The sequence below is a fragment of the Streptomyces halobius genome (assembly GCF_023277745.1).
Classification (GTDB): domain Bacteria; phylum Actinomycetota; class Actinomycetes; order Streptomycetales; family Streptomycetaceae; genus Streptomyces; species Streptomyces halobius.
The window spans coordinates 4,489,483-4,515,029 of the sequence record NZ_CP086322.1 but is presented as its reverse complement, the minus strand read 5'-3'; the positions used below and the strand labels follow the sequence as shown (position 1 = coordinate 4,515,029).

Sequence of the window (25,547 nt, the reverse complement as noted above, 5' to 3'; positions counted from 1 at the left end):
CCACACGCCGTACTCGTAAGGAAACTCCCATGGCCCGTCGGCCCGACCCGCGCCGCAAGTCCACCCCCCGTCCCAATCCGCTGGACGCGGCGGGGATCACCTACATCGACTACAAGGACACCGACCTGCTGCGGAAGTTCATCTCCGACCGCGGCAAGATCCGCACCCGCCGGGTCACCCGGGTCACGGCCCAGCAGCAGCGACAGCTGGCCCGTGCGATCAAGAACGCCCGGGAGATGGCGCTGCTGCCGTATGGGTCGCGATGACGCGTACGGCAGATGAGTGGGGGATTCCCTGCGGTCGACACGTAGGGAATCCCCAGCAGTTGGCGGAGCGCTTCACGATGCGCCGTCCGAGCCTTTCCGAGCACCTGAAGGTGCTCCGGAGGCCGGGCTGGTGAGCGAGGAACGGGCCGGCCGACAGCGGATCCACCGCCTGGAGGCCGCCAGGCTGAGCGAGGTTCAGGCGTGGCTCGGCCCGTACGAGCGGTTCTGGCGCGCGAAGCCGGGCGGGTGAGTCCTGTATCCCTTCTGGCCCGCGACGCCTGGCGCGTGCGCTCGCTGCGTTGTCGGGATCATCCCGGTACGCCCAATGGCTGATGCCGGGAGACTTCCGGCTGCAGGTCGGCCACCGTTGCGAGATGACCGGCCTGCCCCGGCCGAGTGCCAACTTCTCCGGCGCCGTCGTCGCCGAGGTGGCCGCGTTCGAGCCCGAGAAGATGCTGCGGCTGCGCTGGCAGGACGCCGACGAGGGCCAGGGCAACCGCGCGGACCGGACCGCCAGCTGGACCCTGGAACCCGAAGGCCGCGGCACCCGTCTTTTCCTCGTGCATGAGGGATTCGACCCCGATGACCCGTACCAGATGCCGGCGCACCGCATCATGGGCGGCGGCTGGCGGTCGATTGTGACGGAGCGTTTGGGGAAGGTGCTCGACGAGCTGTGACCGGGCCGGCACCCGCCGTCGTGCACGTGCATCTGCGCATGCATCCGCATGTGAACGCGGCTATGATCCCGGGCAGTTGCCACCAGTTCTCACCGGGAGACCCCAGTGCCCCACGCATACAACGGCATGGCCGCAACGGATCTCCACGACGTGTCCTGGCAGAAGAGCAGGCACAGCAACTCCCAGGGCTCGTGCGTGGAGTTCGCGAAGCTGCCCGGGGGCGATATCGCGGTACGCAACTCCCGCTTCCCGGACGGCCCGGCACTCGTCTACACGCCGGCCGAGGTCCAGGCGATGCTGCTCGGCGTCAAGGACGGCGAGTTCGACCACCTCGTACGCGACTGAGGGCCTGTCTCCGCATCCTGACCGGGTGACCGGGTGACGGGGTGCGGGGACAGGCCCTCGGGCGCCGGCCGTGCAGGGGGCGCGGGGCGCCGTAGCGGGAGACGCGTGGCGTCACGGCAGGCGGAACAGCGCCCAGACGATCTTGCCGGGTGCGGCGCCGGCCATCGGGTGCCACCCCCAGCTGTCGCTGAAGGAGTCCACGAGATAGAGCCCGCGGCCCGATTCCGCGGCCGAGTCGGCCTCCCCGGCGACCGGTGAGGCGCCGCTGGGGTCCCGTACGGCACAGACCAGCCGGGCGGACCAGCGCATCAGATGGAGCCGGGCGGGCGGGGCGTCGGTGAGTCCCGGGGCGGCCAGGACCGCGTGCCGCAGGGCGTTGGTGACCAGCTCGGAGACCACCAGGGCGACCCCGTCGAAGAGTTCGTCCAGGTTCCATCCGTGCAGGGTGTCGCGGGTGAACTTCCGCGCGCCGCTGACCGATTCGTACCGCGGCGGCAGGATGCAGGACACGGATCCGGAGACGCTCAGGGGGTCGACGGGCGGAAGGCCCTGCCATAACTGCTCGTCGAGCATGGTCAAAACCCTGGTCCCCATGCGAGGCACTCCTGGCGTTCGCGGACGTCATGACCCTGGCCGGGCGGCCGGGTCTGGCGGATCTTTCACGAGCGTGCATGCGTGCGAAGCCCATGGTTCCCAATGCGTTCGCCAGATGCAAGGGCAAATGCACGTGCACGCGCCTTGATTGCGGGAGGCCGTACCGTTTCCTGCGTAATTCTTCCTGCGTATTGTTGTGGAGAGCTTGGGGGGACCTCACATATCAGTAATCGGATGAGCACTCAACGAAGCGTGAACGTGGCAGACTGCGGCGCACAGTTGAGCGGGGTGGGCCACGGGAGGGTCTGAAGGTGTCCGCAAGTGAGACGAGCGGGTCGGTGGTTCGGCGGATCCTGCTGGGGTCGCAGCTCCGTCGGCTGCGTGAATCACGCGGGATAACCCGCGAGGCGGCCGGCTACTCCATCCGTGCATCCGAATCGAAGATCAGCCGCATGGAGTTGGGCAGGGTGAGCTTCAAGGCGCGTGATGTCGAGGATCTCCTCACGCTGTACGGCGTGACCGACGAGCGGGAGCGCGAGTCGCTGCTCGCACTGGCCCGGGAGGCCAATATCGCGGGCTGGTGGCACAGTTACGGCGATGTGCTTCCCGGATGGTTCCAGACGTATGTGGGTCTGGAAGGAGCCGCGTCTCTCATCCGCGTCTACGAAGTGCAGTTCGTCCACGGGCTGTTGCAGACCGCCGAGTACGCCCGCGCCGTCGTCACCCGCGGTATTCCCGAGGCGCCGGAGGCCGAGATCGAGCGCCGGGTGGCACTGCGCCAGGAGCGGCAGAAGCTGCTGATAGCCGAGCGTGCCCCGCAGTTGCACTGTGTGCTGGACGAGGCCGCGCTGCGCCGCCCGTACGGCGACCGGTCCGTGATGCGCGGGCAGTTGCGGCATCTGATCGACATCTCCGAGCGGCCCAACGTCCAACTCCAGGTCATGCCCTTCAACTTCGGCGGGCACGCGGGCGAGAGCGGCTCCTTCACGATGCTCCGCTTCCCGGAGTCCGACCTCTCCGATCTCGTCTACCTGGAGCAGCTCACCAGCGCCCTGTACGTCGACAAGCCGGAGGAGGTCGGGCAGTACGAGCGGGCGATGGAGCGGCTGCAGGAGGACAGTCCGGACCCCGCGCAGAGCCGGGATCTCCTGCGTGGTCTACTCCAACTGACCTGACCTGCCGGTAGGATGACGCCAGATCAGCCCCCCGCAGAGCAGAGTCGCACAGAGTAGGGATGCCATGTCCTTCTTCGCAGACCTGGCCTACCAGTTCATCGACGGTGAATGGCGGGCCGGCAGCGGCTCGTGGGACATCATCGACTTCAACCCCTACGACCAGGAGAAGCTGGCGTCGATCACGGTCGCCGGTGCGGACCAGGTCGACGAGGCGTACCGCGCCGCCGAACGGGCGCAGCGCGCATGGGCGGAGACCAACCCCTACGTCCGGCGGCGGGTCATCGAACGGCTGCTGCGGCTCATCGAGGAGCGCGAGGCGGAGATCACCGAGGCGCTCGTCCTCGAACTGGGCGGCACCCGCGCCAAGGCCGCCTACGAGGTGCACCTCGCCAAGGAGTTCGTCCGCGAGGCGATAGGGCTCACAATGCGGCCGGAGGGCCGCATTCTGCCCTCGCCGGTGGACGGCAAGGAGAACCGCGTCTACCGCCGGCCGGCCGGTGTCATCGCGGTGATCAGCCCGTTCAACTTCCCGTTCCTGATCTCGATGAAGTCGGTGGCGCCGGCGCTGGCCCTCGGCAACGCCGTGGTGGTCAAGCCCAACCAGAACACCCCGATCGCCGGCGGCGGGCTGATCGCCAAGCTCTTCCAGGACGCGGGGCTGCCCGCCGGACTGGTCAATGTGCTGGTCACCGATATCGCGGAGATCGGCGACGCGCTGATCGAGCACCGGGTGCCCAAGGTGATCTCGTTCGCCGGCTCGGACAAGGTCGGCCGGCATGTCGCCTCGGTCAGCGCCGGCCACTTCAAGCGCGTCGTCCTCGAACTCAGTGGCAACAGCGCGCTGATCGTGCTGGACGACGCCGATGTCGACTACGCCGTGGACGCGGCCGTCTTCAGCCGGTTCGTCTATCAGGGCCAGGTCTGTATGGCCGCGAACCGGGTGCTGCTCGACCGCAAGGTGGAGGCCGAGTTCACCGAGAAGTTCGTGGCCAGGGTGGCGGCGCTGCGCACCGGCGATCCCCGGGACCCGCAGACCGAGATCGGCCCGCTGATCAACTCCTTCCAGGCGGAGGCGCTGACCGCGCTGGTCGAGCGTGCGGTCGCCGAGGGGGCGACGGCGCTGCTGCGCGGCGGTACGGACGGCAATCTGGTGGAGCCGAGCGTGCTGGCCGGGCTGCCCGCCGACTCCGGGCTGCACACCCAGGAGATCTTCGGGCCGGTGGCGCTGCTGGTGCCGTTCGACGGCGAGGACGAGGCGGTACGGATCGCCAATGACTCCCCGTACGGGCTGAGCGGCGCGGTGCACACCGCCGATGTGGAGCGCGGTGCGCAGCTCGCCCGGCGGATCGACACCGGCATGATCCACATCAATGACGGCACCGTGCACGACGAGCCGCTGGTCGCCTTCGGCGGGGAGAAGAGCTCCGGGGTGGGCCGGCTCAACGGGGAGGCCACGGTCGAGGCGTTCACCACGCAGAAATGGGTCTCCATCCAGCACGGGCGGTCCCGGTTCCCGTTCTGAGGCGAGCGCCCGCGGACGAGCGAGTGCCCGCGGATGTGGCGACTGCCCGCGGACGAGCGGTTTCCCGCGGATACGGCGACCGCCTGCTGATGACCGATCGCCCGCGGATTGGCGATTGCTCGCCGCGGATCGAGGACAGAACCTGACCGCAGGGGCTCGTAGCGTGAGGGTGTCGGAAGGCGGAGGACGGCGGAAGGCCGTACCGCCCTGAGATGTCACGAAAGGCGGATCTCATGCCCACCCACGTCCCTGCCGAGGCCCACGGCGACGAGCGCGGCGCGCTCCTGTCCTTCCTGGAGGCCCAGCGCGGCGGCCTGCGGCGCGCGGTCCTCGGGCTGACCGACGAGCAGACGACCCAGCGGCCGAGCGCCGGTGAGCTGTCCTTGTCGGGCCTGATCAAGCATGTCGCGGAGGTCGAGCAGGGCTGGGTGGAGACCGCGCGGGAGCTGCCCTGCTCCATCGAGCGGAACCCGGACAACTGGCAGGAGGGCTTCCGGCTGCAGGACGGCGAGACGCTGGCGGGTGTGCTGGCGTTCTGGGACAAGGTCGCCCGGGTGACCGAGGAATTCACCCGTTCCGTGCCGAGCCTGGACGACACCTTCCCGCTCCCGGAGGCGCCGTGGTTCCCGCCGAACAGCCGGCAGTCGATGCGCTGGCTGCTGCTGCACCTGATCGAGGAGACCGCCCGGCACGCCGGACACGCCGACATCATCCGGGAGTCCCTGGACGGCAAGACCGCCTTCGCGCTGGTGGACGAGGAGCGGAAGGCACGGGAGGGGTAGCGCGTCCTAGGCTGGCGGTCACCGGGTGCATACGGGTGCGCCGGGGCGTGTGAGAGGTTGAGGAGACGATGTCGGCGATCCGGCTGCTGGTATTGGGCGCCGTGCGGCAGCACGGGCGGGCGCACGGCTATCAGGTCCGCAACGACCTGGAGTACTGGGGCGCCCATGAGTGGTCCCATGCCAAGCCGGGCTCGATCTACCACGCGCTCAAGCAGATGGCCAAGCAAGGGCTGCTGCACGCCCATGACATCGCGCCCAGCACCGCCGGAGGGCCGCCGCGTACCGAGTACGAGCTGACCGAGGCGGGGGAGGCCGAGTTCTTCGCGCTGTTGCGTGCGGCGCTTTCCCGGCACGACCAGAAGGCGGATGTGCTGAGCGCGGGCATCGGCTTCCTCCTCGACCTGCCGCGGGCCGAGGCGGTGGCGCTGCTCAAGGAGCGGGTGCGGGCGCTGGAGGAGTGGCGCAGCACCGTCACCGAGTACTACACACCCGAGGAGGGGCCGGGGCAGCTCGGCCATATCGGCGAGATCATGAACCTGTGGGTGCACACCGCGGACAGCGGAGCGGAGTGGACGCGGGGGCTGATCGAGCGGATCGAGGGCGGGGCGTATGTCTTCGCGGGCGAGGGGGAGCCGTTCGTGGGGGTGCTGCCGGACGGAGTGGAGAATCCGTACGCGGCGAAGGACGGCCGGGAGGACTCCTGACCCGCCGGACAGGCCCCCGCGATGCCGGAGCTCAGTGGTGGAAGGCGGTCGCCACGCTTTCCGGGCGTCCCAACGGGCAGGGCTGGGCGCGGAGTTCGGGCAGCAGCCGTTCCAGGTCCGCGAGGAACAGGTCGGCGAGGTCATGGGAGAAGCCGTTCCGGCAGACCACCCGTAGGACGGAGAGATCTTCGCGGTGCGGCGGGAAGGCGTACGCGGGGATCAGCCAGCCGCGTTCCTTGAGGCGCCGGGACACGTCGAAGACATCAAAGGCCGTGACGTCGTCGGCGGTGGTGAAGGCGAAGACCGGCAGCTCGTCGCCGTGGGTGAGCAGCCGGAAGTCGCCGAGTTCCGCGATCCGTGCGGCCATCGAGCGGGCTACGTCCCGGGTCGCCTGCTGTACGGCACGGAAGCCGGCCCGGCCCAGCCGGAGGAACGTGTAGTACTGGGCCGCGACCTGGGCGCCCGGCCGGGAGAAGTTGAGCGCGAAGGTCGGCATGTCGCCGCCCAAGTAGTTGACGTGGAAGACCAGTTCCTCGGGCAGCGCGTCCGTATCGCGCCACAGCGCCCAGCCGACGCCCGGGTAGACCAGGCCGTATTTGTGGCCGGAGGTGTTGATGGAGGCGACCCGCGGCAGCCGGAAGTCCCACACCAGGTCCGGGTCGAGGAACGGCGCGATCATGGCGCCGGACGCGCCGTCCACATGGACCGGGATGTCCAGGCCGGTGCGCTTCTGGAGGTCGTCCAGCGCGGCGCAGATCCCGGCCACCGGCTCGTACGACCCGTCGAAGGTGGAGCCGAGGACCGCCACGACGCCGATGGTGTTCTCGTCGCAGAGTCCGGCGGCGGAGGCCGCGTCGAGGTGGTAGCGATCGCCCTCCATGGGGACCTGGCGCGCCTCGACCTCCCAGAAGGTGCAGAACTTCTCCCAGCAGACCTGGACGTTGGCGCCCATGACGAGATTGGGGCGGGCGGCGCCCGAATAGCGGTCGCCGTTCCTCCCCCGGCTGCCGCCGGGAGGTGCCCCCAGCGTCCAGCGCCGTTTGAGGGCCATCCCGGCGAGCATGCAGGCTTCGCTCGACCCCGTCGTCGAGCAGCCGACGGCCGCCGCCGGGTCGGGCGCGTGCCACAGGTCGGCGAGCATCGCCACGCAGCGATTCTCCAGCTCCGCGGTGCGCGGGTACTCGTCCTTGTCGATCATGTTCTTGTCCCGGCACTCGGCCATCAGGACGTCGGCCTGCGGCTCCATCCAGGTGGTGACGAAGGTCGCCAGATTCAGCCGGGCGTTGCCGTCGAGCATCAGCTCGTCGTGCACGAACTGATAGGCCGTGTGCGGGGCGACCGGTCCGTCGGGCAGCCGGTGGCGCGGGGGCGCCGCGGCCATGCCGGCGACCGGATCGGCCTCTCCGTAGAAGGGGTTGACCGGGTGGCCGGCCAGCTGCCGTCCGTTGTCGGGGGCGCCTTTGTGGAGGGTCATCAGCGGGGGCCGCCGGTCGACCGGGGTTGTGCGAGGCCGTATGTGAGGGCTTTGGTGAACTTCACGACGCGTTCCGCCTGGATCCGTGCGGCGGTGCGCGCGTCGTCGTCGACCGGGACGTCGGGACCGCCCACGTGCGAGGTGCCGTACGGATTGCCGTCGATGTACTTCGCCGGGTCGGTGTAGCCGGGCGCGATGATGATGCCGCCGAAGTGGTGGAGGGTCTGGTAGAGCGCGAGCAGGGTGGATTCCTGGCCGCCGTGTTTCGTGGTGCTCGCGGTGAAGCCGCTGTAGACCTTGTCGGCCAGTCTGCCCTGGTACCAGAGCCCGCCCAGGGTGTCGAGGAACTGCTTGAGCTGCGAGGAGACATTGCCGAAGCGGGTGGGGGAGCCGAACAGCACCGCGTCCGCCCAGAGCATGTCCTCGTGGGTGGCCTCCAGGATGTCGGCGGTGGCGGCGGCGTTCGCGGCCCAGGCGGGGTTGGCGTCGATGGCGGTCTGCGGGGCGAGTTCGCCGGTACGGCGCAGTCGTACGTCGGCGCCCGCGTGCTCGGCGGCGTCCGCGATCAGCCGGGCGAGCTCGGCGACGGTGCCCGTCGAGGAGTAGTAGATGACGGCGACATGGACGTCGTGCGTGGGCATGGACGTACCTCCTGGAAACCGACAATAGGGGTATACGGGCTATGTGGCCTCTGTAGTGCGCCCGCTGGAAGGCGAACGGGCGGACGGCCGTCCCGGAGGACCGCCACCCGCCCGTCGTGGGGTTCAGGGGCTCAGGGCCTGTCCGATGGGTCAGGGGCGGACAGGTCCTAGCTCGCGCTCGCCAGCGACAGCTTCGCCGCGAAGCCGAGGAACGCCGCGCCGGCGCCCGCCGACAGGCCGGCCGTCAACCGCTTGCGGCGGCGGAAGGTCGCCGCCAGAAACGTCCCGCTGAAGATCAGGATCGTCAGATACGTGAAGCTGAAGAGCTCCGCCCAGGCGCCCAGTGTCAGGAACGAAAGCGCCGGGTGCGCATAGGACGGATCCACGAACTGCACGAAGAAGGAGATGAAGAACAAGATCGCCTTCGGGTTGAGCAGGCTGACCACCAGGGCCCTGCGGTAGGGCCGTTCGCCGGCCGCCTTCGGGGCCGCGGGCGGGGCGGCGTGTTCGGCGGCGCCTTCCGCCGTACGGGGCGTACGAGCCTCCCGGCCGCGCCACAATGACCAGGCGCCCCGCAGCATCCCCACCGCCAGCCAGGTCAGATAGCCCGCACCGGCGAACTTCACGATCGCGAAGAGCACCGGGCTGGCCTGCAGCAGCGAGGCCACCCCGCCCGCCGACAGCGCCATCAGCACCGCGTCGCCGCACAGCACCCCGGCCGCCGCCCGGTACGCCACACGCGGCCCGCGCCGGGCCGCCACCGAGACGACATACAGCGAGTTCGGCCCCGGCAGCAGAATGATCAGCGCGAGGCCGGCCAGATACGTAGAAAGATCCGTTATCCCCAGCATGGGCCGAGGATGGCATCCCGGAACGTCCGCTCCCCCCGGTTTTCAGGATGCGGACTTGCACCTCACGTCGCGTGAGGACCCATCGTGAAGCGCGTACCGAGAAGGGAGCGGAAGTGAGTTACTCCGTAGGGCAGGTGGCCGGGTACGCCAAGGTCACCGTGCGCACGCTGCACCACTACGACGAGATCGGGCTGCTGGTGCCCAGCGAGCGCAGCCACGCCGGCCACCGGCGCTACGGCGACGCCGATCTGGACCGGCTGCAGCAGATCCTGTTCTACCGGGAGCTCGGCTTTCCGCTCGACGAGGTGGCGGTCCTCCTGGACGACCCGGACGCGGACCCGCAGGAACATCTGCGGCATCAGCACGAGCTGCTGAGCGCGCGTATCGGCAAGCTCCAGGAGATGGCCGCCGCCGTCGAACAGGCCATGGAGGCACGCAGGATGGGCATCGACCTCACCCCCGAGGAGAAGTTCGAGGTCTTCGGGGACTTCGACCCGGACGACCACGCCGAGGAGGCCGGGCGGCGCTGGGGCGGCACCGACGCGTACCAGGAGTCGCAGCGCCGGGCGGCGTCGTACACCAAGGAGGACTGGAAGCGGTTCACCGGGGGATTCGACGCCCTCCACCGCCGGATGGGGGACCTGCTCGCGCGGGGCGTCCCCGCGGACTCGGACGCGGCGATGGACGTCGCCGAGGAGCACCGGCGCTTCATCTCCCGGCACTGCTACGAGTGCACGTACGAGATGCACACCGGGCTCGGCGAGATGTATGTCGCGGACGAGCGGTTCACCGCCACCTACGAGGCGATCAGGCCGGGGCTGGCGGTCTACATGCGGGACGCGATGCTGGCCAACGCCGCGCGGCATAGCTGAGGCGACGGCGCCGAACGGGTACGGGCCGGGGCGCCGCCCCGGCCCGTACCGTTGCCGCTGGATCGGCTGATGCCCGGCAGCTTGCGCGGCTCAGCTCATCGGGGCGATGACGACGGCCGTTCCGTAGGCGCACACCTCGGTGCCGACGTCGGCCGCGTCCGTGACGTCGAAGCGGAACATCAGCACGGCGTTCGCACCGCGGGCGCGGGCCTGTGCCACCAGCCGGTCCATCGCCTGGTTGCGGGTCTCGACCAGGGTCTTGGTCAGACCCTTCAGCTCGCCGCCGATCATCGACTTCAGGCCGGCGCCGATCTGACTGCCGAGGTGGCGCGAGCGGACCGTCAGGCCGAATACCTCGCCGATGACCTGTTTCACGTGATACCCGGGGACGTCGTTCGTCGTCACGACCAGCACATCGGACTGTTCCTGCTGACCGCCGCCGTACTCCTCGATGCCCATGCGCGCACCTCCTTACGGTCAGCATCACCCGGGTCGGTGGGCGCGGCCAGCGGTCGGGGGCGGCCGGGGAGCGGGCGGGGGACGCAGTCGGGCAGGGGGCGGGGAGCCGACGGCAGCCGGGCAGGAGGCGGGGAGCCCGCGACTGGAACCAAGGCGCCCCACCCGGCGTTGATAGCTTTGGGCCGCACACCGCGCCTGCACCCCCGTCGCACCGTACGATCCGGCGCCCTCGACCCAGGAGCCTTCACCCCGTGAATACTCTCGCGCTCGGCCCCCAGTGGCTGGACCCGGACTACCTGATCACGACGTTCGGCCTGATCGGCGTCCTTGTCATCGTCTTCGCGGAGTCCGGCCTGCTGATCGGCTTCTTCCTGCCGGGTGATTCGCTCCTGTTCACCACCGGCCTGTTGGTGACGACGAACAAGCTGGACAAGCCGCTGTGGCTGGTGTGCTCGCTGGTCGTGCTGGCCGCGGTCCTCGGCGACCAGGCGGGCTATCTCTTCGGCCGCAAGGTCGGCCCCGCGCTGTTCAAGCGCCCCGACTCCCGGCTCTTCAAGCAGGAGAACGTCGAGAAAGCGCATGACTTCTTCGAGAAGTACGGCCCGAAGTCGCTGATCCTGGCCCGCTTCGTGCCGATCGTGCGGACGTTCACGCCGATCGTCGCGGGCGTGAGCCGGATGAACTACCGCTCCTTCATCACCTTCAACGTCATCGGCGGTGTGCTGTGGGGCGCCGGTGTCACACTGCTCGGCGCATGGCTGGGCAGTGTGGAGTTCGTCCACAAGAACATCGAGGCCATGCTGGTCGCGATCGTGCTGATCTCCGTCGTGCCGATCGGCATCGAGTACCTCCGGGCACGCGGCAAGGCCAAGAAGGCGGCCGCGGCGGAGGCCGTCGAACGCCCGCAGGGTGCCGCCGAGGGCCGCCGGGGCAGGCACGCCCGCCGCTGATCCGAGCCAGCCCGCCCACGCTCACCCCCACCGGCCTCTTCCACCCACCGTTTCCACCCACCGTCGGGAGGATGGGGGTACCTCCGCAGTGGGGGAGCAACGGCGAGAAACTCCTACGGCGGGTCAGCCGAAAACGGCGGGCAACCCAGCCGACGGGGCCCGCTGCAAGCGCAGACCCCAACGGCGGGAAGCCGGAAACGGTGAGCAACCAAAACCGGCCACCGTCAAGCGCAGCGGAAGGCCACCGCCAAGCGCAGCGGACACCCAGGCGAAGCGCAGCCCACCCTCATCGGGCATGGTGTCCCTACGACCACCCGGTCACCGGCAGGGATACGAGGAGCGAAGAGCCGTGGCGTCGGATCCACCCGCATCGGAGAAGGACGGTGAGTCCCCCGAGGACCGCAAGCCCCACTCGGACGAGGCACACAGCGCCTTCACCCCGCCGCTCGGCGTGCCCTACCCCCCGGCCCCCGAGGAAGAGCACCCCACCTCCGAATTCGCGCTGCCGGAGGGCCTGCGCCCGGAGGCGCCGCCCGAGCAGGAGAGCTCGGCGTTCAGCCCGCCCGGCAGCACCACCGGCCAGACCCCGCTGCCCGGCGGCGGCGCCGGCTCGGCGTTCACGCCGCCGCACGGCATCCCCGTCATCAGCCTCGCCAAGGAAACCCCCTGGCAGGACCGGATGCGCACCATGCTCCGGATGCCGGTGCACGAGCGGCCCACCCCCCAGCGGATCGAGCACATCCACGAGACCGTCGCCGCCGTCCCCCGCGTACTCGACCTGACGCTGCGTATCGGCGAGATCCTGCTCGCCGGCGGTGAGGGCGCCGAGGACGTGGAGGCCGCGATGTTCGGCGTCGCGCACGCCTACGGGCTGGAGCGGGTCGAACCGACCGTCACCTTCACGCTGCTGTCGATCTCGTACCAGCCCTCGCTGGTGGACGACCCGCTCACGGCCAGCCGGACGGTCCGCCGCCGCGGCGTCGACTACACCCGGCTGTCCGCGGTCTTCCGGCTCGTCGACGACATCACCTCCGACGGCATCACCCTCGAAGAGGCGTACCGCGGCCTCGCCGAGATCCGCCGCAACCGCCACCCCTACCCGACCTGGGCGCTGACGCTGGCCTCCGGGCTGCTCTCCGGCAGCGCGTCGATGCTGGTCGGCGGCGGGCTGCTGGTGTTCCTGGCGGCCGCGGCGGGCTCGATGCTCGGTGACCGGCTGGCCTGGCTGGCGTCCGGGCGCGGGCTGCCGGAGTTCTACCAGTTCGTGGTCGCGGCGATGCCGCCGGCCGCGATGGGCGTCACCTTCGGCCTGGTGCACGCCAATGTGCAGGCATCCGCGGTGATCACCGGTGGGCTGTTCGCGCTGATTCCCGGGCGGGCGCTGGTCGCCGCCGTCCACGACGGCCTGACCGGCTACTACATCACCGCCTCCGCCCGGCTCCTGGAGGTCGGCTACCTCATCGTCGGCATCGTCGTCGGCGTGCTCACCGTGCTGTACATCGGGCTCCAGCTGAACCCCGGTCTCCGGACGCTCAAGCCGCAGGAGGCGCTGGCGCAGTACAACCAACCGCTGGTGCAGATCGGCGCCTCCGTGCTGCTGGCGCTGGCGTTCTGTGTGCTGCTTCAGCAGGAACGTCACACCGTCCTGGCCGCGACCCTCAACGGCGGGGTCGCCTGGGTCGTCTTCGGCGCCCTCGCCAATATCTCCCGTCTCGACCCGGTGCCCGCGACCGCCATCGCGGCCGGTCTCGTCGGCCTCTTCGGCCAGCTGCTCTCCCGTTACCGCTATGTGTCCGCGCTGCCGTACGTCACCGCGGCGATCGGCCCGCTGCTGCCCGGTAGCGCCACCTACTTCGGGCTGCTCAACTTCGCCCAGGGCAATCTGATGGACGGCATCGCGTCGCTGATCAAGGCCGTTTCGCTGGCGCTGGCCATCGCCGTCGGGGTCAACCTCGGCAGCGAGACCGCCCGGCTGTTCCTGCGGGTGCCGGCCATGGGCGAGACGGGCGTGGCCCGTCGGGCGGCCAAGCGGACCCGCGGGTTCTAGAGCCGCGGGTTCCGGAGCCGCGAACTCTGGACCCATGACCCGCGGATTCCGGAAGCCGGTACGCGCGACCGGCGCCGCGCGACGCCGACGGGCGGCACCCCCAAGTGGGCGCCGCCCGTTCGCGTACGAAAATCACAGTGCTTCGCGTCCGAAGACGCAGTGCGTCGTGGGCGAGAGACGCACGTGCCCCGCACGCGAAGGCCGTCGAAAGCGCAGTGCGTCAGGGCACGCTCAGTGCGCGCCGCCCTGCTCCTCGAAGCGCTTGTACGAGCGCTCGATCTCGGCCTCGGCGTCGGAGCGGCCGACCCAGTTGGCGCCCTCGACGGACTTGCCGGGCTCCAGGTCCTTGTAGACCTCGAAGAAGTGCTGGATCTCCAGGCGGTCGAACTCCGAGACGTGGTGGATGTCCCGGAGGTGCTCCACACGCGGGTCCGACGCCGGTACACACAGCAGCTTGTCGTCGCCGCCGGCCTCGTCCGTCATCCGGAACATGCCGATGGCGCGGCACTTGATGAGGCAGCCGGGGAAGGTCGGCTCGTCCAGGATGACCAGGGCGTCCAGCGGGTCGCCGTCCTCGCCCAGGGTGTTCTCGACGAAGCCGTAGTCGGCCGGGTAGCTGGTCGAGGTGAAGAGTCGACGGTCCAGGCGGATCCGACCGGTCTCGTGGTCCACCTCGTACTTGTTCCGCGAACCCTTCGGGATCTCGATGGTGACGTCGAACTCCACGGGTGGCTCCTCCATGATCAACACATACGTCTGGTGATTAAGTGTCCCCCACGCAGGTGTGTGGTGGCGAAAGGGGCTGGTCCGAGGTGCCGGAGACCAGAACATGGCAGGTCAGATGGCAGTCGGCGCAGCGCCGCGCGCGGCAGGCGTGGCGGTCCGCACCCCGCCAAACGCGGCAGACCTGGCGGCTGACAGCGGTGTCCGCCGCCACCGGCCTGGCGGTCGCGGTCGTCGCGGTGGCGGCGACCGGGCCGTGGGACTCGGGTCAGCGTACGGCCGAGCGGGCGCGGGCGGCCGCCGGAGCGGGCACAGGTGGCGAGCATCACGGCCGGGAGCGCGCCCCCGGCTCGGCCACCGCGCCCGCCGCGCCGGCCGTCCTCCCGGCGCTCGGCGGGCCCGCGCACGGCGCCGACGACCGGGGCGTGGCCCCCGCACCTACGGGCGCGGGGCTGGCCGACGCCCTGGCGCCGCTGCTGAAGGACCCGGCGCTCGGCAAGCTGCGTGCCGCCTCCGTCCTGGACGTCGCCACAGGGCGCGAGATCTTCGGCTCCCGGCAGAGCTCGGCCGTCACCCCCGCTTCCACCGTCAAGCTCGCCACCGCTGTCGCCGCGCTCTCCGAACTCGGCGCCGACCACCGCATCGATACGACCGTTGTGCGCGGCGCGAAGAACCGTATCGTCCTGGTCGGCGGCGGCGACCCGACGCTGACCGCCCGCGCGCCCGAGCCCGGCACCGAGGAACAGCCCGCGAATCTGCGCACCCTGGCCGACGACACCGCCCGCGCCCTCAAGAAGCGCGACACCACCAAGATCACCCTCGGCTACGACACCTCGGCGTACTCGGGACCGGTCCAGCACCCGATCGGCCCCAACGAGAACATCGCTCCCGTCAGCGCCCTCATGGCCGACGAGGCCCGCACGGACGACAGCGCATACGGACCCGCGCCCCGCGAAGCCGACCCGGCCCGTGCCGCCGCCGACACCTTCGCCGGTCTGCTGCGCCAGCGCGGCATCACCACCGACCTCGACGCCCGCCCCGCCAAAGCCCCCGAGGACGCCGACCGTCTCGCCGCCGTCCACTCCCTCCCCCTCTCCGCTCTCGTGGAGCGGATGCTCACCTACTCCGACAACGACATCGCCGAGGCCCTGGCCCGCCAGACCGCCCTCGCCATCGGGCAGCCCGCCAGCTTCAAGGGCGCCGGCAAGGCCGTACACACCGCCCTGGCACGCCGCCATCTGCCCGTCTCCGGCGCCGTCTTCGCGGACGGCAGCGGCCTGGATCGCGCCGACAAGGTCTCCGCCGGCCTGCTCTCCCACCTCCTGCTCCAGGCATCCGCCCCCGGCAACCCCGCGCTGCGCCCCGTGGTCACCGGCCTCCCGGTGGCCGCCTTCACCGGCACCCTCAGCAACCGCTATACGGGCCAGCCCGCCGGCGCCGGCGCCGGCGCCGTACGCGCCAAGACCGGCACCCTCACCGGCGTGAACACCCTGGCCGGCACGGTCGTGGACGCCGACGGCCGCCTCCTCGTCTTCGCCTTCATGACCAGCGACACAACGGATGCGCGGGGCGCACAGAACGCCTTGGACCAACTGGCGTCGACCGTGGCGAACTGCGGCTGCCGCTGAGCCGGCCGCTGTGCTTTGCCTGGGCCCCACGTTGTCGGCTGTCCCGCGTTGCACCTGCGGTGGACGTCCGCTGCGCTGTGCCTGAGCCGACGTACTGGCTGTCCCGCCGCTGCACCTGCGGTGGGCGTCCGCTGCGCGGGGCTGTTCGGCAGCGGCGCCGGACCTCCGGACTCCGTCCTGCGGACCGGCACCTCCCGAGGGAGGTGGGAGGAAAGACAGTGGGGGGCGCGTAGCCGGTGGTGTGCATCTCGTGGACGCGACCACAGGCACCCGACAGAGCACATGTGCCCCCACCGGCCTCTTCCCACCCACCGTCGGGAGGATGGGGGTACCTCCCATGCCCTTCAGGCTATGGGGGAGGGCCGCAGGACGGAGTCCGGAGGCCCGTCACCGCACCCGAACCCACGCCCGCCGCAGGCGAACCCCACGGTGGGACAGCCGACAACGTGGGGCGCAGGCCCGCCGCAGGCGAACCCCACGGCGGGACAGCCGACAACGTGGGGCCCAGGCAAAGCGCAGCGGAAAGCCGACAACGTGGGGCGCAGGCAAAGCGCAGCGGCGTACCGTGAACCCATGACGAGCATCGGTGGTGCGGAGATGGTCGACTGGAATCTCGCGGTGGCGACCGCGACCCGGTTTGTGCGGCCTGGTCCAGAGGTGAGCCGGGACGAGGCGCGGGCGGTCGTCGCCGAGCTGCGCAGGCACGCCAAGTCGTCCGAGGAGCATGTGCGCGCGTTCACGCGCATGGCACAGCCCGGCGCGGAGGACGGGGCGCCCCATGACACGCCGGTCCTGGTCGTGGACCGGCCCGGCTGGATCCGGGCCAATGTCGCCGGGTTCCGGGCCGTCCTCAGGCCCCTGCTGGACAAGATGGAGGACCGCCGCTCGACGGTCCCCGGTGGCGCGGTGCTCGGCGCGGTCGGCGGCAAGGTGACCGGAGTCGAGCTGGGCATGCTGCTGTCGTTCCTCGCGTCGCGGGTCCTCGGGCAGTACGAGACCTTCGCGCCCGCCTCCCGTGATCTGCCCGCCGCGGCGCAGGGTGGCCGGCTGCTGCTCGTCGCGCCGAACATCGTGCACGTCGAGCGGGAGATGGAGGTCGACCCGCACGACTTCCGGCTGTGGGTATGCCTCCACGAGGAGACGCACCGGACGCAGTTCACGGCCGTGCCCTGGCTGCGCGATCACATCGAGGGGGAGATCCAGTCGTTCCTCGGTGAGACCGAAATCGACCCCGGCACTCTGCTGGAGCGGCTGCGGGAGGCCGCCCAGTCGCTGGCCGGCGCCAAGCCGGAGGGCGAGGAGGGCGATGAGGAGGGGCACTCGCTCGTCGACCTGGTGCAGACGCCCGTGCAGCGGGAGATCCTCGGGCGGCTGACCGCGGTGATGTCCCTGCTGGAGGGGCACGCCGACTACGTGATGGACGGGGTCGGGCCGGAGGTGGTGCCCTCCGTCGCGGAGATCCGGGAGAAGTTCCAGAAGCGGCGGGCCACCGGCGCCGGCCGGCTCGACCAGGCGCTGCGCAAGCTGCTCGGCCTGGACGCGAAGCTGCGGCAGTACCGTGACGGCGAGCGGTTCGTACGGGCCGTCGCGGAGGAGGTCGGCATGGACGGCTTCAACCGGGTGTGGACGTCGCCGAACACCCTCCCCACCAAACAGGAGATCGCCAAACCGGCGGACTGGATCGCGCGGGTGCATCGGAAGGCCGACGGGACACCGTAGTCGACTGGCGTGAGCTGGGCACGCCGCGCGGCAGAAGAGCGCCCCTGCTATCACCCGTCCGAGGGACCGTGACCGAGGGATAGGCGTGCAATGCTCGGGGAACCACTCGCCTCTGTCACCATCTAGGCACTCTGTGTGACGAATCAGCGTCCACGGCCCGAGGCTCCCAGCTCCCAGCTGAACGATTGGAAACGGACATGGGTCCCCATCCAGCGGTCGCCGCGATACGCCTGGCGGTCCGCCGCGTACTCCACGACGTACTGAACGACCACCTCGCGCAGGACCGGCCGGGCGCCCCGCTCGTGCTCGTCGCCTGCTCCGGCGGCGCCGACTCCATGGCGCTCGCCTCCGCCCTCGCCTTCGAGGCGCCCAAGCTGGGCGTCCGCGCCGGGGGCGTCACCGTCGACCACGGCCTCCAGGACGGCTCCGACCTCCGCGCCGCCGAAGTCGCCCTGCGGTTGCGGGCCCTGGGGCTCGATCCCGTCGAGACCGTCGCCGTCCAGGTGGGCGAGGCGACCAGGGTGGCGCACGGCACCGCGCACCGGGGCGGTGGCGGACGGCACGCGGGCGGGCCGGAAGCCGCCGCCCGGGACGCCCGCTACGCCGCCCTCGACGCCACCGCGGACCGCCTCGGCGCCGTCGCGGTCCTCCTCGGCCACACCCGCGACGACCAGGCGGAAACGGTGCTGCTCGGCCTCGCCCGCGGCTCCGGCACCCGCTCGCTGTCCGGTATGGCAGCGATCACCGGGCAGGACGGCCGCTACCGCCGGCCCTTCCTGGACGTGGACCGGCAGACCGCCCGCAGGGCGTGTCTCATCCAGTCGCTGCCCGTCTGGGACGACCCCCACAACACCGACCCCGCGTACACCCGCTCACGGCTGCGCCACGAAGGGCTGCCCGCCCTGGAGAAAGCTCTCGGCAAGGGCGTCGTCGAGGCCCTGGCCCGCACCGCGCAGCTCTCCCGCGACGACGCCGACGCCCTGGACGCCTGGGCCGCGGACGCCGAGGGCGCGGTGCTCGACGACAGCGGAAGCCTCGACATCGCCGCCCTCTTCGCGCTGCCCCCCGCGGTGCGCCGCCGGGTGCTGCGCCGCGCCGTCATCGCCGCGGGCGCACCGGCCGGTTCGCTCTTCGCCCGCCACATCGAGGAAGTCGACCGGCTGATCACGGCCTGGCGCGGTCAGGGCGCCATCAATCTCCCCGGGCGCGTCGGTGTGCGACGGCAGGGTGGCAGACTGGTGATTCGGCGGGGCTGAGCCGCAGGACGTACACGGCCCCGCTTCATATGGGTCTCACGACTGACCATGACACCGAACGAGCGAGAGTGGCACGGGTGGACGACAAGGACATGGGCACCGACCTCAAGTCGGTACTCATCAGCAAAGAAGAGATCGACGCGAAGCTGGCCGAGCTGGCCGCGAAGATCGACGCGGAGTACGCGGGCAAGGACCTGCTCATCGTCGGTGTCCTGAAGGGCGCCGTGATGGTGATGGCGGACCTGGCGCGCGCGCTGTCCACCCCCGTCACGATGGACTGGATGGCCGTGTCCTCCTACGGCGCGGGCACCCAGTCCTCCGGTGTGGTCCGCATCCTCAAGGACCTCGACACCGACATCAAGGGCAAGCACGTCCTGATCGTCGAGGACATCATCGATTCCGGGCTGACGCTGTCGTGGCTGCTGTCCAACCTGGGCTCGCGCGAGCCGGCCTCCCTTGAGGTCTGCACGCTGCTGCGCAAGCCGGAAGCGGCCAAGGTCGCCATCGACGTGAAGTGGATCGGCTTCGACATCCCCAACGAGTTCGTCGTCGGCTACGGCCTGGACTACGCGGAGAAGTACCGCAATCTGCCGTTCGTCGGTACCCTCTCGCCTCACGTGTACGGCGGCTGAGAGCCCGGGGACCGGAGCTCTCGCAGCACCGCCGCTCGTCCGGCCGCCGTGGCCGGACGAGGGCCTGGGACCGGCCTTCGCGGCCCCGTCGGGAACACTGCGGGGTTCTCCGCCGTTGGAGCAGGGAGAAGGCAATCAGGTCAGCATTGTTCACCGCGCACGCGCTGTCGGGTGACAATGCTGGGGTACCGTCCGAAGGCAGGCTCTCTTTCGGGCCAGTAATACACCGTACGCACGACCAGCCCTCCAAAGGGCGGGCGTTGTGCCTCACTGTGGCAGGAGGGACGGGGCCAAAACGGCTCCGTATGGATGGACGTGAAGCGATACTTCCGTGGGCCGGTCATGTGGATCGTGCTGGCCGTCCTCGCCGTGGTCGTGTTGATGCAGGTCGTCGGCTCGTCCGGCGGCTACAAGACGGTGGACACCGGTCAGGTCGTCAAGGCGATCGCTGACAACAAGGTGAAATCCGCCGAGCTGACGACCGGCGACGAGAACAAGATCAAGCTCGAATTGTCGGGCGACTACAAGATCGAGGGCTCCAACAAGATCCAGGCGAGCTACATCGGCGACCAGGGCGTCGATCTGGCGAAGAACCTGCAGGCCAAGTACCAGACGGACGAGATCAAGGACGGCTACACCGTCTCGCCCTCGAAGCAGAACCCGTTCGTCAGCATGCTGATTTCGCTGCTGCCCTTCGTCCTGATCGTGGTCATCTTCCTGTTCCTGATGAACCAGATGCAGGGCGGCGGCTCCCGGGTCATGAACTTCGGGAAGTCGAAGGCCAAACTCATCACCAAGGACACTCCGAAGACGACCTTCACCGACGTCGCGGGGTCCGATGAGGCCGTCGAGGAGCTCCACGAGATCAAGGAGTTCCTGCAGGAGCCGGCGAAGTTCCAGGCCGTCGGAGCCAAGATTCCCAAGGGTGTGCTGCTGTACGGCCCGCCCGGAACGGGCAAGACGCTGCTCGCCCGCGCCGTCGCCGGTGAGGCCGGGGTCCCGTTCTACTCGATCTCCGGCTCCGACTTCGTCGAGATGTTCGTGGGTGTCGGTGCCTCCCGGGTGCGCGACCTCTTCGAGCAGGCCAAGGCGAACGCCCCGGCGATCGTCTTCGTCGACGAGATCGACGCCGTCGGCCGGCACCGCGGCGCGGGCCTCGGCGGTGGCCACGACGAGCGGGAGCAGACCCTGAACCAGCTGCTCGTCGAGATGGACGGCTTCGACGTGAAGGGCGGCGTCATCCTGATCGCCGCCACCAACCGGCCGGACATCCTCGACCCGGCGCTGCTGCGCCCGGGCCGCTTCGACCGGCAGATCGCCGTCGACCGCCCGGACCTGCAGGGCCGTCTGGAAATCCTCAAGGTGCACCAGAAGGGCAAGCCGGTCGCGCCGGACGTCGACCTCAAGGCCGTCGCCAAGCGCACCCCCGGCTTCACCGGTGCCGATCTGTCCAACGTCCTCAACGAGGCCGCTCTGCTGACGGCCCGGAGTGACGCGAAGCTGATCGACAACCACTTCCTGGACGAGGCGATCGACCGTGTCGTGGCCGGGCCGCAGAAGCGGACCCGGATCATGTCCGAGAAGGAGAAGAAGATCACCGCGTACCACGAGGGCGGACACGCCCTGGTCGCGGCGGCCTCACCGAACTCCGACCCGGTCCACAAGATCACGATCCTGTCCCGCGGCCGGGCCCTGGGCTACACCATGGTCCTGCCCGACGAGGACAAGTACTCCACCACCCGCAACGAGATGCTCGACCAGCTGGCGTACATGCTGGGCGGCCGCGCGGCGGAGGAGCTGGTCTTCCACGACCCGACCACGGGCGCCGCGAACGACATCGAGAAGGCCACCGCCACGGCCCGCGCGATGGTCACGCAGTACGGCATGACCGAGCGGCTCGGCGCGATCAAGTTCGGCTCCGACCAGTCCGAGCCCTTCCTGGGCCGTGAGATGAGTCACCAGCGCGACTACTCGGAAGAGGTCGCCGCGCTGGTCGACGAGGAGGTCAAGAAGCTGATCGAGACCGCGCACAACGAGGCGTGGGAGATCCTCGTCGAGAACCGCGACGTCCTCGACAACCTGGTGCTGGAGCTCCTGGAGAAGGAGACCCTGGGCAAGGAGGAGATCGCCGAGATCTTCAACCAGGTCGTGAAGCGTCCGGCCCGCCCGGCGTGGACCGGGTCCTCGCGCCGTACACCCTCGACCCGCCCGCCGGTGCTGTCGCGGAAGGAGCTGAGCCCGGCCAACGGCTCGGTGCCGACGACGACCACCGTCTCCACGGAGAAGGCGGAGGCCGCCGAGGAACCGCGCCCGGAGAGCTGAGCGCAGGGTTATCCGGCCCCGGAATGAATGCCGCGCCCCGCAGGTTTTAGCCTGGGGGGCGCGGCATTTCCGCGTTTCGTGCGGGCGCAGAAGGAACGAGGCACCACATGACCGACCCTGTGACGCTGGACGTCGAAGGCAAGATCGGCACATTTGACGAGAAGCGTGCCGAGAACGCCGTACGTGAGCTTCTCATCGCGGTCGGTGAGGATCCGGACCGTGAGGGGCTGCTGGAGACGCCGGCGCGGGTCGCACGGGCGTACAAGGAGATCCTGGCCGGGCTGTGGCAGCAGCCGGAGGACGTCCTGACGACCACCTTCGACATCGGGCACGATGAGCTGGTCCTGGTCAAGGACATTGAAATCGTATCCCTGTGCGAACATCATCTCCTGCCGTTCCATGGCGTGGCGCACGTCGGGTACATTCCGGCCGAGAGCGGCAAGATCACCGGCTTGTCCAAGCTGGCCCGCCTGGTCGACGTCTACGCCCGCCGTCCCCAGGTGCAGGAGCGGCTGACCACGCAGATCGCGGACTCCCTGATGCGCATCCTCGAAGCGCGCGGCGCGATCGTCGTGATCGAGGCCGAGCACATGTGCATGTCCGTGCGCGGAATACGCAAGCCCGGCGCCAAGACGACGACGTCCGCGGTGCGCGGTCAGCTGCGGGACTCCTCGACCCGCGCCGAGGCGATGAGCCTGATAATGGCGCGTTAGGCGCCTAACTAACCGGGTTCGCCCGGCGGGCGGGGCCGCCGCTCACGGGCCGTGGCCCGCGGCGCCCCGGTCGGCTCAGGGCTGCAGATGCCTGCCGAGCCATTCCATGGCGGCGGGGATCTCACGCCGCCAGGTGTTGAAGTTGTGGCCGCCGCTGTCGAGGATGATCGACGCGATACGCGAGGGCGACTTCGTCTGCTCGATGAACTTCAGCGTCTCGCGGTAGTTCCCCTCGCCCTGCTTGCTGCTGGTGACCAGGAGGTTCACCGGGGGAGCGGGCAGGTTCCGCTGGCGCCACAGCAGGTTGTTCTCGCGCTCCAGTCGGCGGCTGCCGCCGAAGAGGTCGCCGGTGGTGGAGTCGATGGGGGCCTTGTAGTTGCCGGAGAGGGCGACGCCCGTGGAGAAGGCCTCGGGGTGGCGCATCGTCATCTTCAGCGCGCAGTAGCCGCCGGTGGAGTCGCCGATGATGCCCCAGTTCTCGGCCCCGGTGCCTATGCGGTAGTGCTGGGATATATCGGCCCGCAGGTCCTTGGTGAAGAACGTCTCGGTCTGCGGACCGTTGGGTATGTCCATGCACTCCGTGTCACGGGGCGGTGCGACGGTCGGGCGCATCATCACCAGGACGGTCGGCTGCATCTTCTTCTCCTTGAGCAGACGGTGCTGGGTCTGCGGGAAATGCAGCTTCTTGTAGAGGGCCTGGGCGGTGCCCGGGTAGCCGGTCAGGACCACGGTCGCGGGGAACTTCTTGCCGGCGTACTCGCGCTGGAAGTACTGCGGCGGCAGATAGACGTACGCGGGGCTGGAGATCTTGGACTGCTCCCCTTGGACCAGGACCTTCTCGATCCGTCCGCCGAGCCTCGGCTTGGAGCCGCCCGGGATGCTCAGGTGCTCGGTGCCCAGCGTCTTCAGCTTGGTGCCGTTCGGGCCGGTCTCGTACTCGGTGACCACGCCCGGCTCCTGCTCCTGGCCGAAGAGGTCGGCCCAGGACGCGTAGAAGCCGAAGGCGTTGTTGGCGACCAGGCCGACCGAGGCGAAGAGGGAGAGCTGGGTCGCCAGCAGCAGACCGATACGGCCGAGCACGGTGCGCCAGTTCTTCTTGGACAGGCGTGGCCACAGCCAAATGGTGAGAACGAACAGTGCTACCGCGACGCAGACGGCAAGAAGCAGCACTTTCTTGCTGGTGAGACCCATGTGGTGCTTTCTTCCAGGCGGCCGGCCCATCCGTGCCGCTGAGGGAACCCCGAGCCCTGAAGCGCCGTCATATGGGGCGCGAAAAGTCCAGATGCTGCGACAAGGCTCGCACGTTCTCTCGACCGGGGCGACGGGAATGTGATGTCTGACAGGCTAGATGGGGAAAGGTCGGGGACGGTTGCGTGGCGTCCGCCACGCCGGCTCCGCGGCCCGAAGCCCGCATCGGTGCCGGGGTTGGTCGGGACGGCCGGGGCGCCGTCGGCCTGCTGAGTCTGGCTCCGGGGTGTTTCCCCGGTTCCGGCACAGCCGGGTGCGGCGGCCTCGACCGAGAGGATGGCCGGACGGCCCGGTCCGGCTCCGGCCCGTTCACAGACCCGGGCCGCTCCACGCCGCAGCCACCGGCCGCAATCCGGCCGGTCGGCACACGGCCTAGGCTGGTGCCATGAGTACCTTGCGTGGCCGGGTGGCCGGACTGCCGGACTGGGACCGCTGCGCGGTGATGGGCGTCGTCAATGTGACGCCCGATTCGTTCTCCGACGGCGGCCAGTGGTTCGACACCGAACTCGCCGTCAAACACGGCCTCGACCTGGTGGCGCAGGGCGCCGACATGGTGGACGTGGGCGGCGAGTCGACCCGGCCGGGCGCGGCGCGGGTGGACGAGGCCGAGGAGCTGCGCCGGGTCGTCCCGGTCGTGCGGGAGCTGGCCGCGGCCGGCGCCGTGGTGTCCGTCGACACGATGCGGGCCTCGGTCGCCGAGCGGGCCGTGGAGGCCGGGGCGCGGCTGGTCAACGACGTCAGCGGCGGCGCCGCGGATCCGGCGATGGTGCCGGTGGTGGCCGCGTCCCGGGTGCCGTTCGTGGTGATGCACTGGCGTGGCCAGTCGATCGACATGAACAACCGGGCCGTGTACGCCGATGTCGTCACGGAGGTCGTCGACGAACTCGGGCAGAGCATGGAGCGCGCGGTGGCCGGCGGCGTCGACCCGGAGCGCATCGTCATCGACCCCGGCCTGGGCTTCGCCAAGCAGGCCCGGCACGATCTCGCGCTGGTCGCCCAGCTGGCGCGGCTGCGGGCGCTGGGGCGTCCGCTGCTGGTGGCCGCTTCGAGAAAACGGTTCCTGGGCAGGGTGCTGGCGGGCGGCGCGGGAGCCACCCCACCGCCGGCCCGGGAGCGGGACGCCGCGACGGCGGCGGTGTCGGCGATCGTGGCGCGGGAGGGGGCCTGGGCGGTGCGGGTGCACGAGGTGAGGGCGAGCGCGGACGCGGTACGGGTGGCACGCGCGGTGGAGACCGCCGCGGGTGCGGCCGGTGCGGCCGACGCGGGGGACATGGCCGGTACGCAGCGTGCCGGCAGCACGGGCACGACGGCATGAACGACGGAAACGACCGGAACGACGGCGAACGCGACGGGAGCAGTGTGAGCGGCTTGGAGCCACGGACGGACATCGAGGCGGTCGAGCAGGCGAACGCGGCCTTGTACGAGACCATCGAGCGCGGCGATCACGAGGCGCTGTCCGAGCTGTGGCTGGACGGCCAGGTGAGCGTGGTGCACCCGGGGTGGCCGGTGCTGCGCGGACGCGGGGAGGTGCTCCGTTCGTACGCCCTGATCATGGCGAACACCGAGTACATCCAGTTCTTCCTGACGGATGTGGAGATCGATGTCCTCGGTGACACCGCGCTGGTGACCTGCACGGAGAACATCCTCAGCGGCGGGCCGGCCGAGGACGACGGCTCGGTGGGGCCGCTGATCGGCCAGCTGGTCGTGGCGACCAATGTCTTCCGGCGTACCGAGGACGGCTGGCGGGTGTGGTCCCACCACGGGTCGCCGGTGCTGGCGGACCGCGAGGACGAAGAAGCCGGGGCGAACGGGGAGGACGACGGGGACGAGGACGCCGGGGTGTGACCCGGGGCGGAACGGGCCGGTTCGGAGCGCGACCCGGGCGTGCGCCGGGGCGGAACGGGCCCGTCCGGAGGGTGACCAAGGCGTGATCCCAGGGCGGATCGG

Annotated in this window: 25 protein-coding genes and 1 pseudogene; 19 read left to right on the top strand and 7 right to left on the bottom strand. The window is 70.1% G+C overall.

What is annotated here, in order from left to right:
* Nucleotides 1-29 precede the first annotated feature (29 nt).
* The 4 genes and pseudogenes from rpsR to K9S39_RS20535 all read left to right on the top strand — a co-directional run bounded on the left by rpsR (nt 30) and on the right by K9S39_RS20535 (nt 1,288).
* Nucleotides 30-266: a 30S ribosomal protein S18 gene (gene rpsR, locus K9S39_RS20550; protein ID WP_248864831.1), complete on the top strand. Its 237-nt coding sequence runs from the start codon at nt 30-32 to the stop codon at nt 264-266.
* A gap of 53 nt (nt 267-319) precedes the next feature.
* Nucleotides 320-516, top strand: a pseudogene (locus K9S39_RS20545) (ArsR/SmtB family transcription factor); the annotation flags it as partial.
* A gap of 49 nt (nt 517-565) precedes the next feature.
* Nucleotides 566-943 (top strand): SRPBCC family protein, encoded by a 378-nt coding sequence (locus K9S39_RS20540; RefSeq protein WP_406707980.1) that lies wholly within the window; start codon nt 566-568, stop codon nt 941-943.
* Nucleotides 944-1,048: 105 nt separating this feature from the next.
* Entirely contained in the window at nt 1,049-1,288 is a 240-nt protein-coding gene (locus K9S39_RS20535) for a DUF397 domain-containing protein (protein WP_248864830.1), read from the top strand.
* A gap of 111 nt (nt 1,289-1,399) precedes the next feature.
* Here the strand turns inward: K9S39_RS20535 and K9S39_RS20530 are convergent, their stop codons facing one another.
* Nucleotides 1,400-1,882, bottom strand: coding sequence for an ATP-binding protein (locus K9S39_RS20530; protein ID WP_248864829.1), 483 nt, complete (start codon nt 1,880-1,882; stop codon nt 1,400-1,402).
* A 311-nt stretch (nt 1,883-2,193) separates the two neighbouring features.
* Here K9S39_RS20530 and K9S39_RS20525 point away from each other — a divergent pair, with 311 nt between their 5' ends.
* The 4 genes from K9S39_RS20525 to K9S39_RS20510 all read left to right on the top strand — a co-directional run bounded on the left by K9S39_RS20525 (nt 2,194) and on the right by K9S39_RS20510 (nt 6,065).
* Entirely contained in the window at nt 2,194-3,057 is an 864-nt protein-coding gene (locus K9S39_RS20525) for a helix-turn-helix domain-containing protein (RefSeq protein ID WP_248864828.1), read from the top strand.
* Nucleotides 3,058-3,121: 64 nt separating this feature from the next.
* Nucleotides 3,122-4,579 carry an aldehyde dehydrogenase family protein gene (locus K9S39_RS20520; protein WP_248864827.1) on the top strand — a complete coding sequence of 486 codons (1,458 nt, stop codon included), beginning with the start codon at nt 3,122-3,124 and terminating at the stop codon, nt 4,577-4,579.
* 233 nt (nt 4,580-4,812) lie between these two features.
* Entirely contained in the window at nt 4,813-5,361 is a 549-nt protein-coding gene (locus tag K9S39_RS20515; RefSeq protein WP_248864826.1) for a DinB family protein, read from the top strand.
* Nucleotides 5,362-5,429: 68 nt separating this feature from the next.
* Nucleotides 5,430-6,065 carry a PadR family transcriptional regulator gene (locus tag K9S39_RS20510; protein WP_248864825.1) on the top strand — a complete coding sequence of 212 codons (636 nt, stop codon included), beginning with the start codon at nt 5,430-5,432 and terminating at the stop codon, nt 6,063-6,065.
* Nucleotides 6,066-6,096: 31 nt separating this feature from the next.
* Here K9S39_RS20510 and K9S39_RS20505 read toward each other — a convergent pair whose 3' ends face one another.
* The 3 genes from K9S39_RS20505 to leuE all read right to left on the bottom strand — a co-directional run bounded on the left by K9S39_RS20505 (nt 6,097) and on the right by leuE (nt 9,031).
* Nucleotides 6,097-7,539, bottom strand: coding sequence for a glutamate decarboxylase (locus K9S39_RS20505; RefSeq protein ID WP_248864824.1), 1,443 nt, complete (start codon nt 7,537-7,539; stop codon nt 6,097-6,099).
* A complete protein-coding gene (gene wrbA, locus K9S39_RS20500; RefSeq protein ID WP_248864823.1) occupies nt 7,539-8,180 on the bottom strand; it encodes an NAD(P)H:quinone oxidoreductase in 642 nt (213 codons plus the stop codon). Before wrbA ends, K9S39_RS20505 begins: the two co-directional genes overlap by 1 nt.
* A gap of 167 nt (nt 8,181-8,347) precedes the next feature.
* Nucleotides 8,348-9,031: a leucine efflux protein LeuE gene (gene leuE / locus K9S39_RS20495; RefSeq protein WP_248864822.1), complete on the bottom strand. Its 684-nt coding sequence runs from the start codon at nt 9,029-9,031 to the stop codon at nt 8,348-8,350.
* A gap of 113 nt (nt 9,032-9,144) precedes the next feature.
* On the opposite strand from leuE, the gene K9S39_RS20490 reads away from it, so the two are divergent.
* A complete protein-coding gene (locus K9S39_RS20490) occupies nt 9,145-9,903 on the top strand; it encodes a MerR family transcriptional regulator (protein WP_248864821.1) in 759 nt (252 codons plus the stop codon).
* A gap of 90 nt (nt 9,904-9,993) precedes the next feature.
* Here the strand turns inward: K9S39_RS20490 and K9S39_RS20485 are convergent, their stop codons facing one another.
* Nucleotides 9,994-10,362: a YbjQ family protein gene (locus K9S39_RS20485; RefSeq protein ID WP_248864820.1), complete on the bottom strand. Its 369-nt coding sequence runs from the start codon at nt 10,360-10,362 to the stop codon at nt 9,994-9,996.
* Between the two features lie 251 nt (nt 10,363-10,613).
* Here K9S39_RS20485 and K9S39_RS20480 point away from each other — a divergent pair, with 251 nt between their 5' ends.
* Both K9S39_RS20480 and K9S39_RS20475 read left to right on the top strand, forming a co-directional pair.
* Complete coding sequence (locus K9S39_RS20480; RefSeq protein WP_248864818.1) at nt 10,614-11,312, top strand: DedA family protein; 699 nt, start codon at nt 10,614-10,616, stop codon at nt 11,310-11,312.
* A 295-nt stretch (nt 11,313-11,607) separates the two neighbouring features.
* Nucleotides 11,608-13,359 carry a threonine/serine exporter family protein gene (locus tag K9S39_RS20475; RefSeq protein WP_406707979.1) on the top strand — a complete coding sequence of 584 codons (1,752 nt, stop codon included), beginning with the start codon at nt 11,608-11,610 and terminating at the stop codon, nt 13,357-13,359.
* A 231-nt stretch (nt 13,360-13,590) separates the two neighbouring features.
* Here K9S39_RS20475 and K9S39_RS20470 read toward each other — a convergent pair whose 3' ends face one another.
* Nucleotides 13,591-14,085: an inorganic diphosphatase gene (locus K9S39_RS20470; protein WP_248868874.1), complete on the bottom strand. Its 495-nt coding sequence runs from the start codon at nt 14,083-14,085 to the stop codon at nt 13,591-13,593.
* Nucleotides 14,086-14,171: 86 nt separating this feature from the next.
* On the opposite strand from K9S39_RS20470, the gene dacB reads away from it, so the two are divergent.
* From dacB to folE, 6 genes are all read left to right on the top strand, one after another.
* Nucleotides 14,172-15,710, top strand: a complete 1,539-nt coding sequence (gene dacB, locus K9S39_RS20465) for a D-alanyl-D-alanine carboxypeptidase/D-alanyl-D-alanine endopeptidase (RefSeq protein ID WP_248864816.1) — start codon at nt 14,172-14,174, stop codon at nt 15,708-15,710.
* A gap of 573 nt (nt 15,711-16,283) precedes the next feature.
* Nucleotides 16,284-17,429, top strand: a complete 1,146-nt coding sequence (locus tag K9S39_RS20460; protein ID WP_248864815.1) for a zinc-dependent metalloprotease — start codon at nt 16,284-16,286, stop codon at nt 17,427-17,429.
* A gap of 197 nt (nt 17,430-17,626) precedes the next feature.
* Nucleotides 17,627-18,685: a tRNA lysidine(34) synthetase TilS gene (gene tilS / locus K9S39_RS20455; RefSeq protein ID WP_248864814.1), complete on the top strand. Its 1,059-nt coding sequence runs from the start codon at nt 17,627-17,629 to the stop codon at nt 18,683-18,685.
* Between the two features lie 92 nt (nt 18,686-18,777).
* Nucleotides 18,778-19,317 (top strand): hypoxanthine phosphoribosyltransferase, encoded by a 540-nt coding sequence (gene hpt / locus K9S39_RS20450; RefSeq protein WP_248868873.1) that lies wholly within the window; start codon nt 18,778-18,780, stop codon nt 19,315-19,317.
* Nucleotides 19,318-19,626: 309 nt separating this feature from the next.
* On the top strand, nt 19,627-21,639 hold the full coding sequence (ftsH, locus tag K9S39_RS20445) for an ATP-dependent zinc metalloprotease FtsH (protein ID WP_248864813.1): 2,013 nt from the start codon (nt 19,627-19,629) through the stop codon (nt 21,637-21,639).
* A gap of 107 nt (nt 21,640-21,746) precedes the next feature.
* Entirely contained in the window at nt 21,747-22,352 is a 606-nt protein-coding gene (gene folE, locus K9S39_RS20440; protein WP_248864812.1) for a GTP cyclohydrolase I FolE, read from the top strand.
* Nucleotides 22,353-22,427: 75 nt separating this feature from the next.
* Here the strand turns inward: folE and K9S39_RS20435 are convergent, their stop codons facing one another.
* Nucleotides 22,428-23,543, bottom strand: a complete 1,116-nt coding sequence (locus K9S39_RS20435) for an alpha/beta hydrolase (RefSeq protein WP_248864811.1) — start codon at nt 23,541-23,543, stop codon at nt 22,428-22,430.
* A gap of 442 nt (nt 23,544-23,985) precedes the next feature.
* Here K9S39_RS20435 and folP point away from each other — a divergent pair, with 442 nt between their 5' ends.
* A complete protein-coding gene (gene folP / locus K9S39_RS20430; protein ID WP_248864810.1) occupies nt 23,986-24,915 on the top strand; it encodes a dihydropteroate synthase in 930 nt (309 codons plus the stop codon).
* A 53-nt stretch (nt 24,916-24,968) separates the two neighbouring features.
* Complete coding sequence (locus tag K9S39_RS20425; RefSeq protein WP_248868872.1) at nt 24,969-25,445, top strand: nuclear transport factor 2 family protein; 477 nt, start codon at nt 24,969-24,971, stop codon at nt 25,443-25,445.
* Nucleotides 25,446-25,547: the final 102 nt, after the last annotated feature.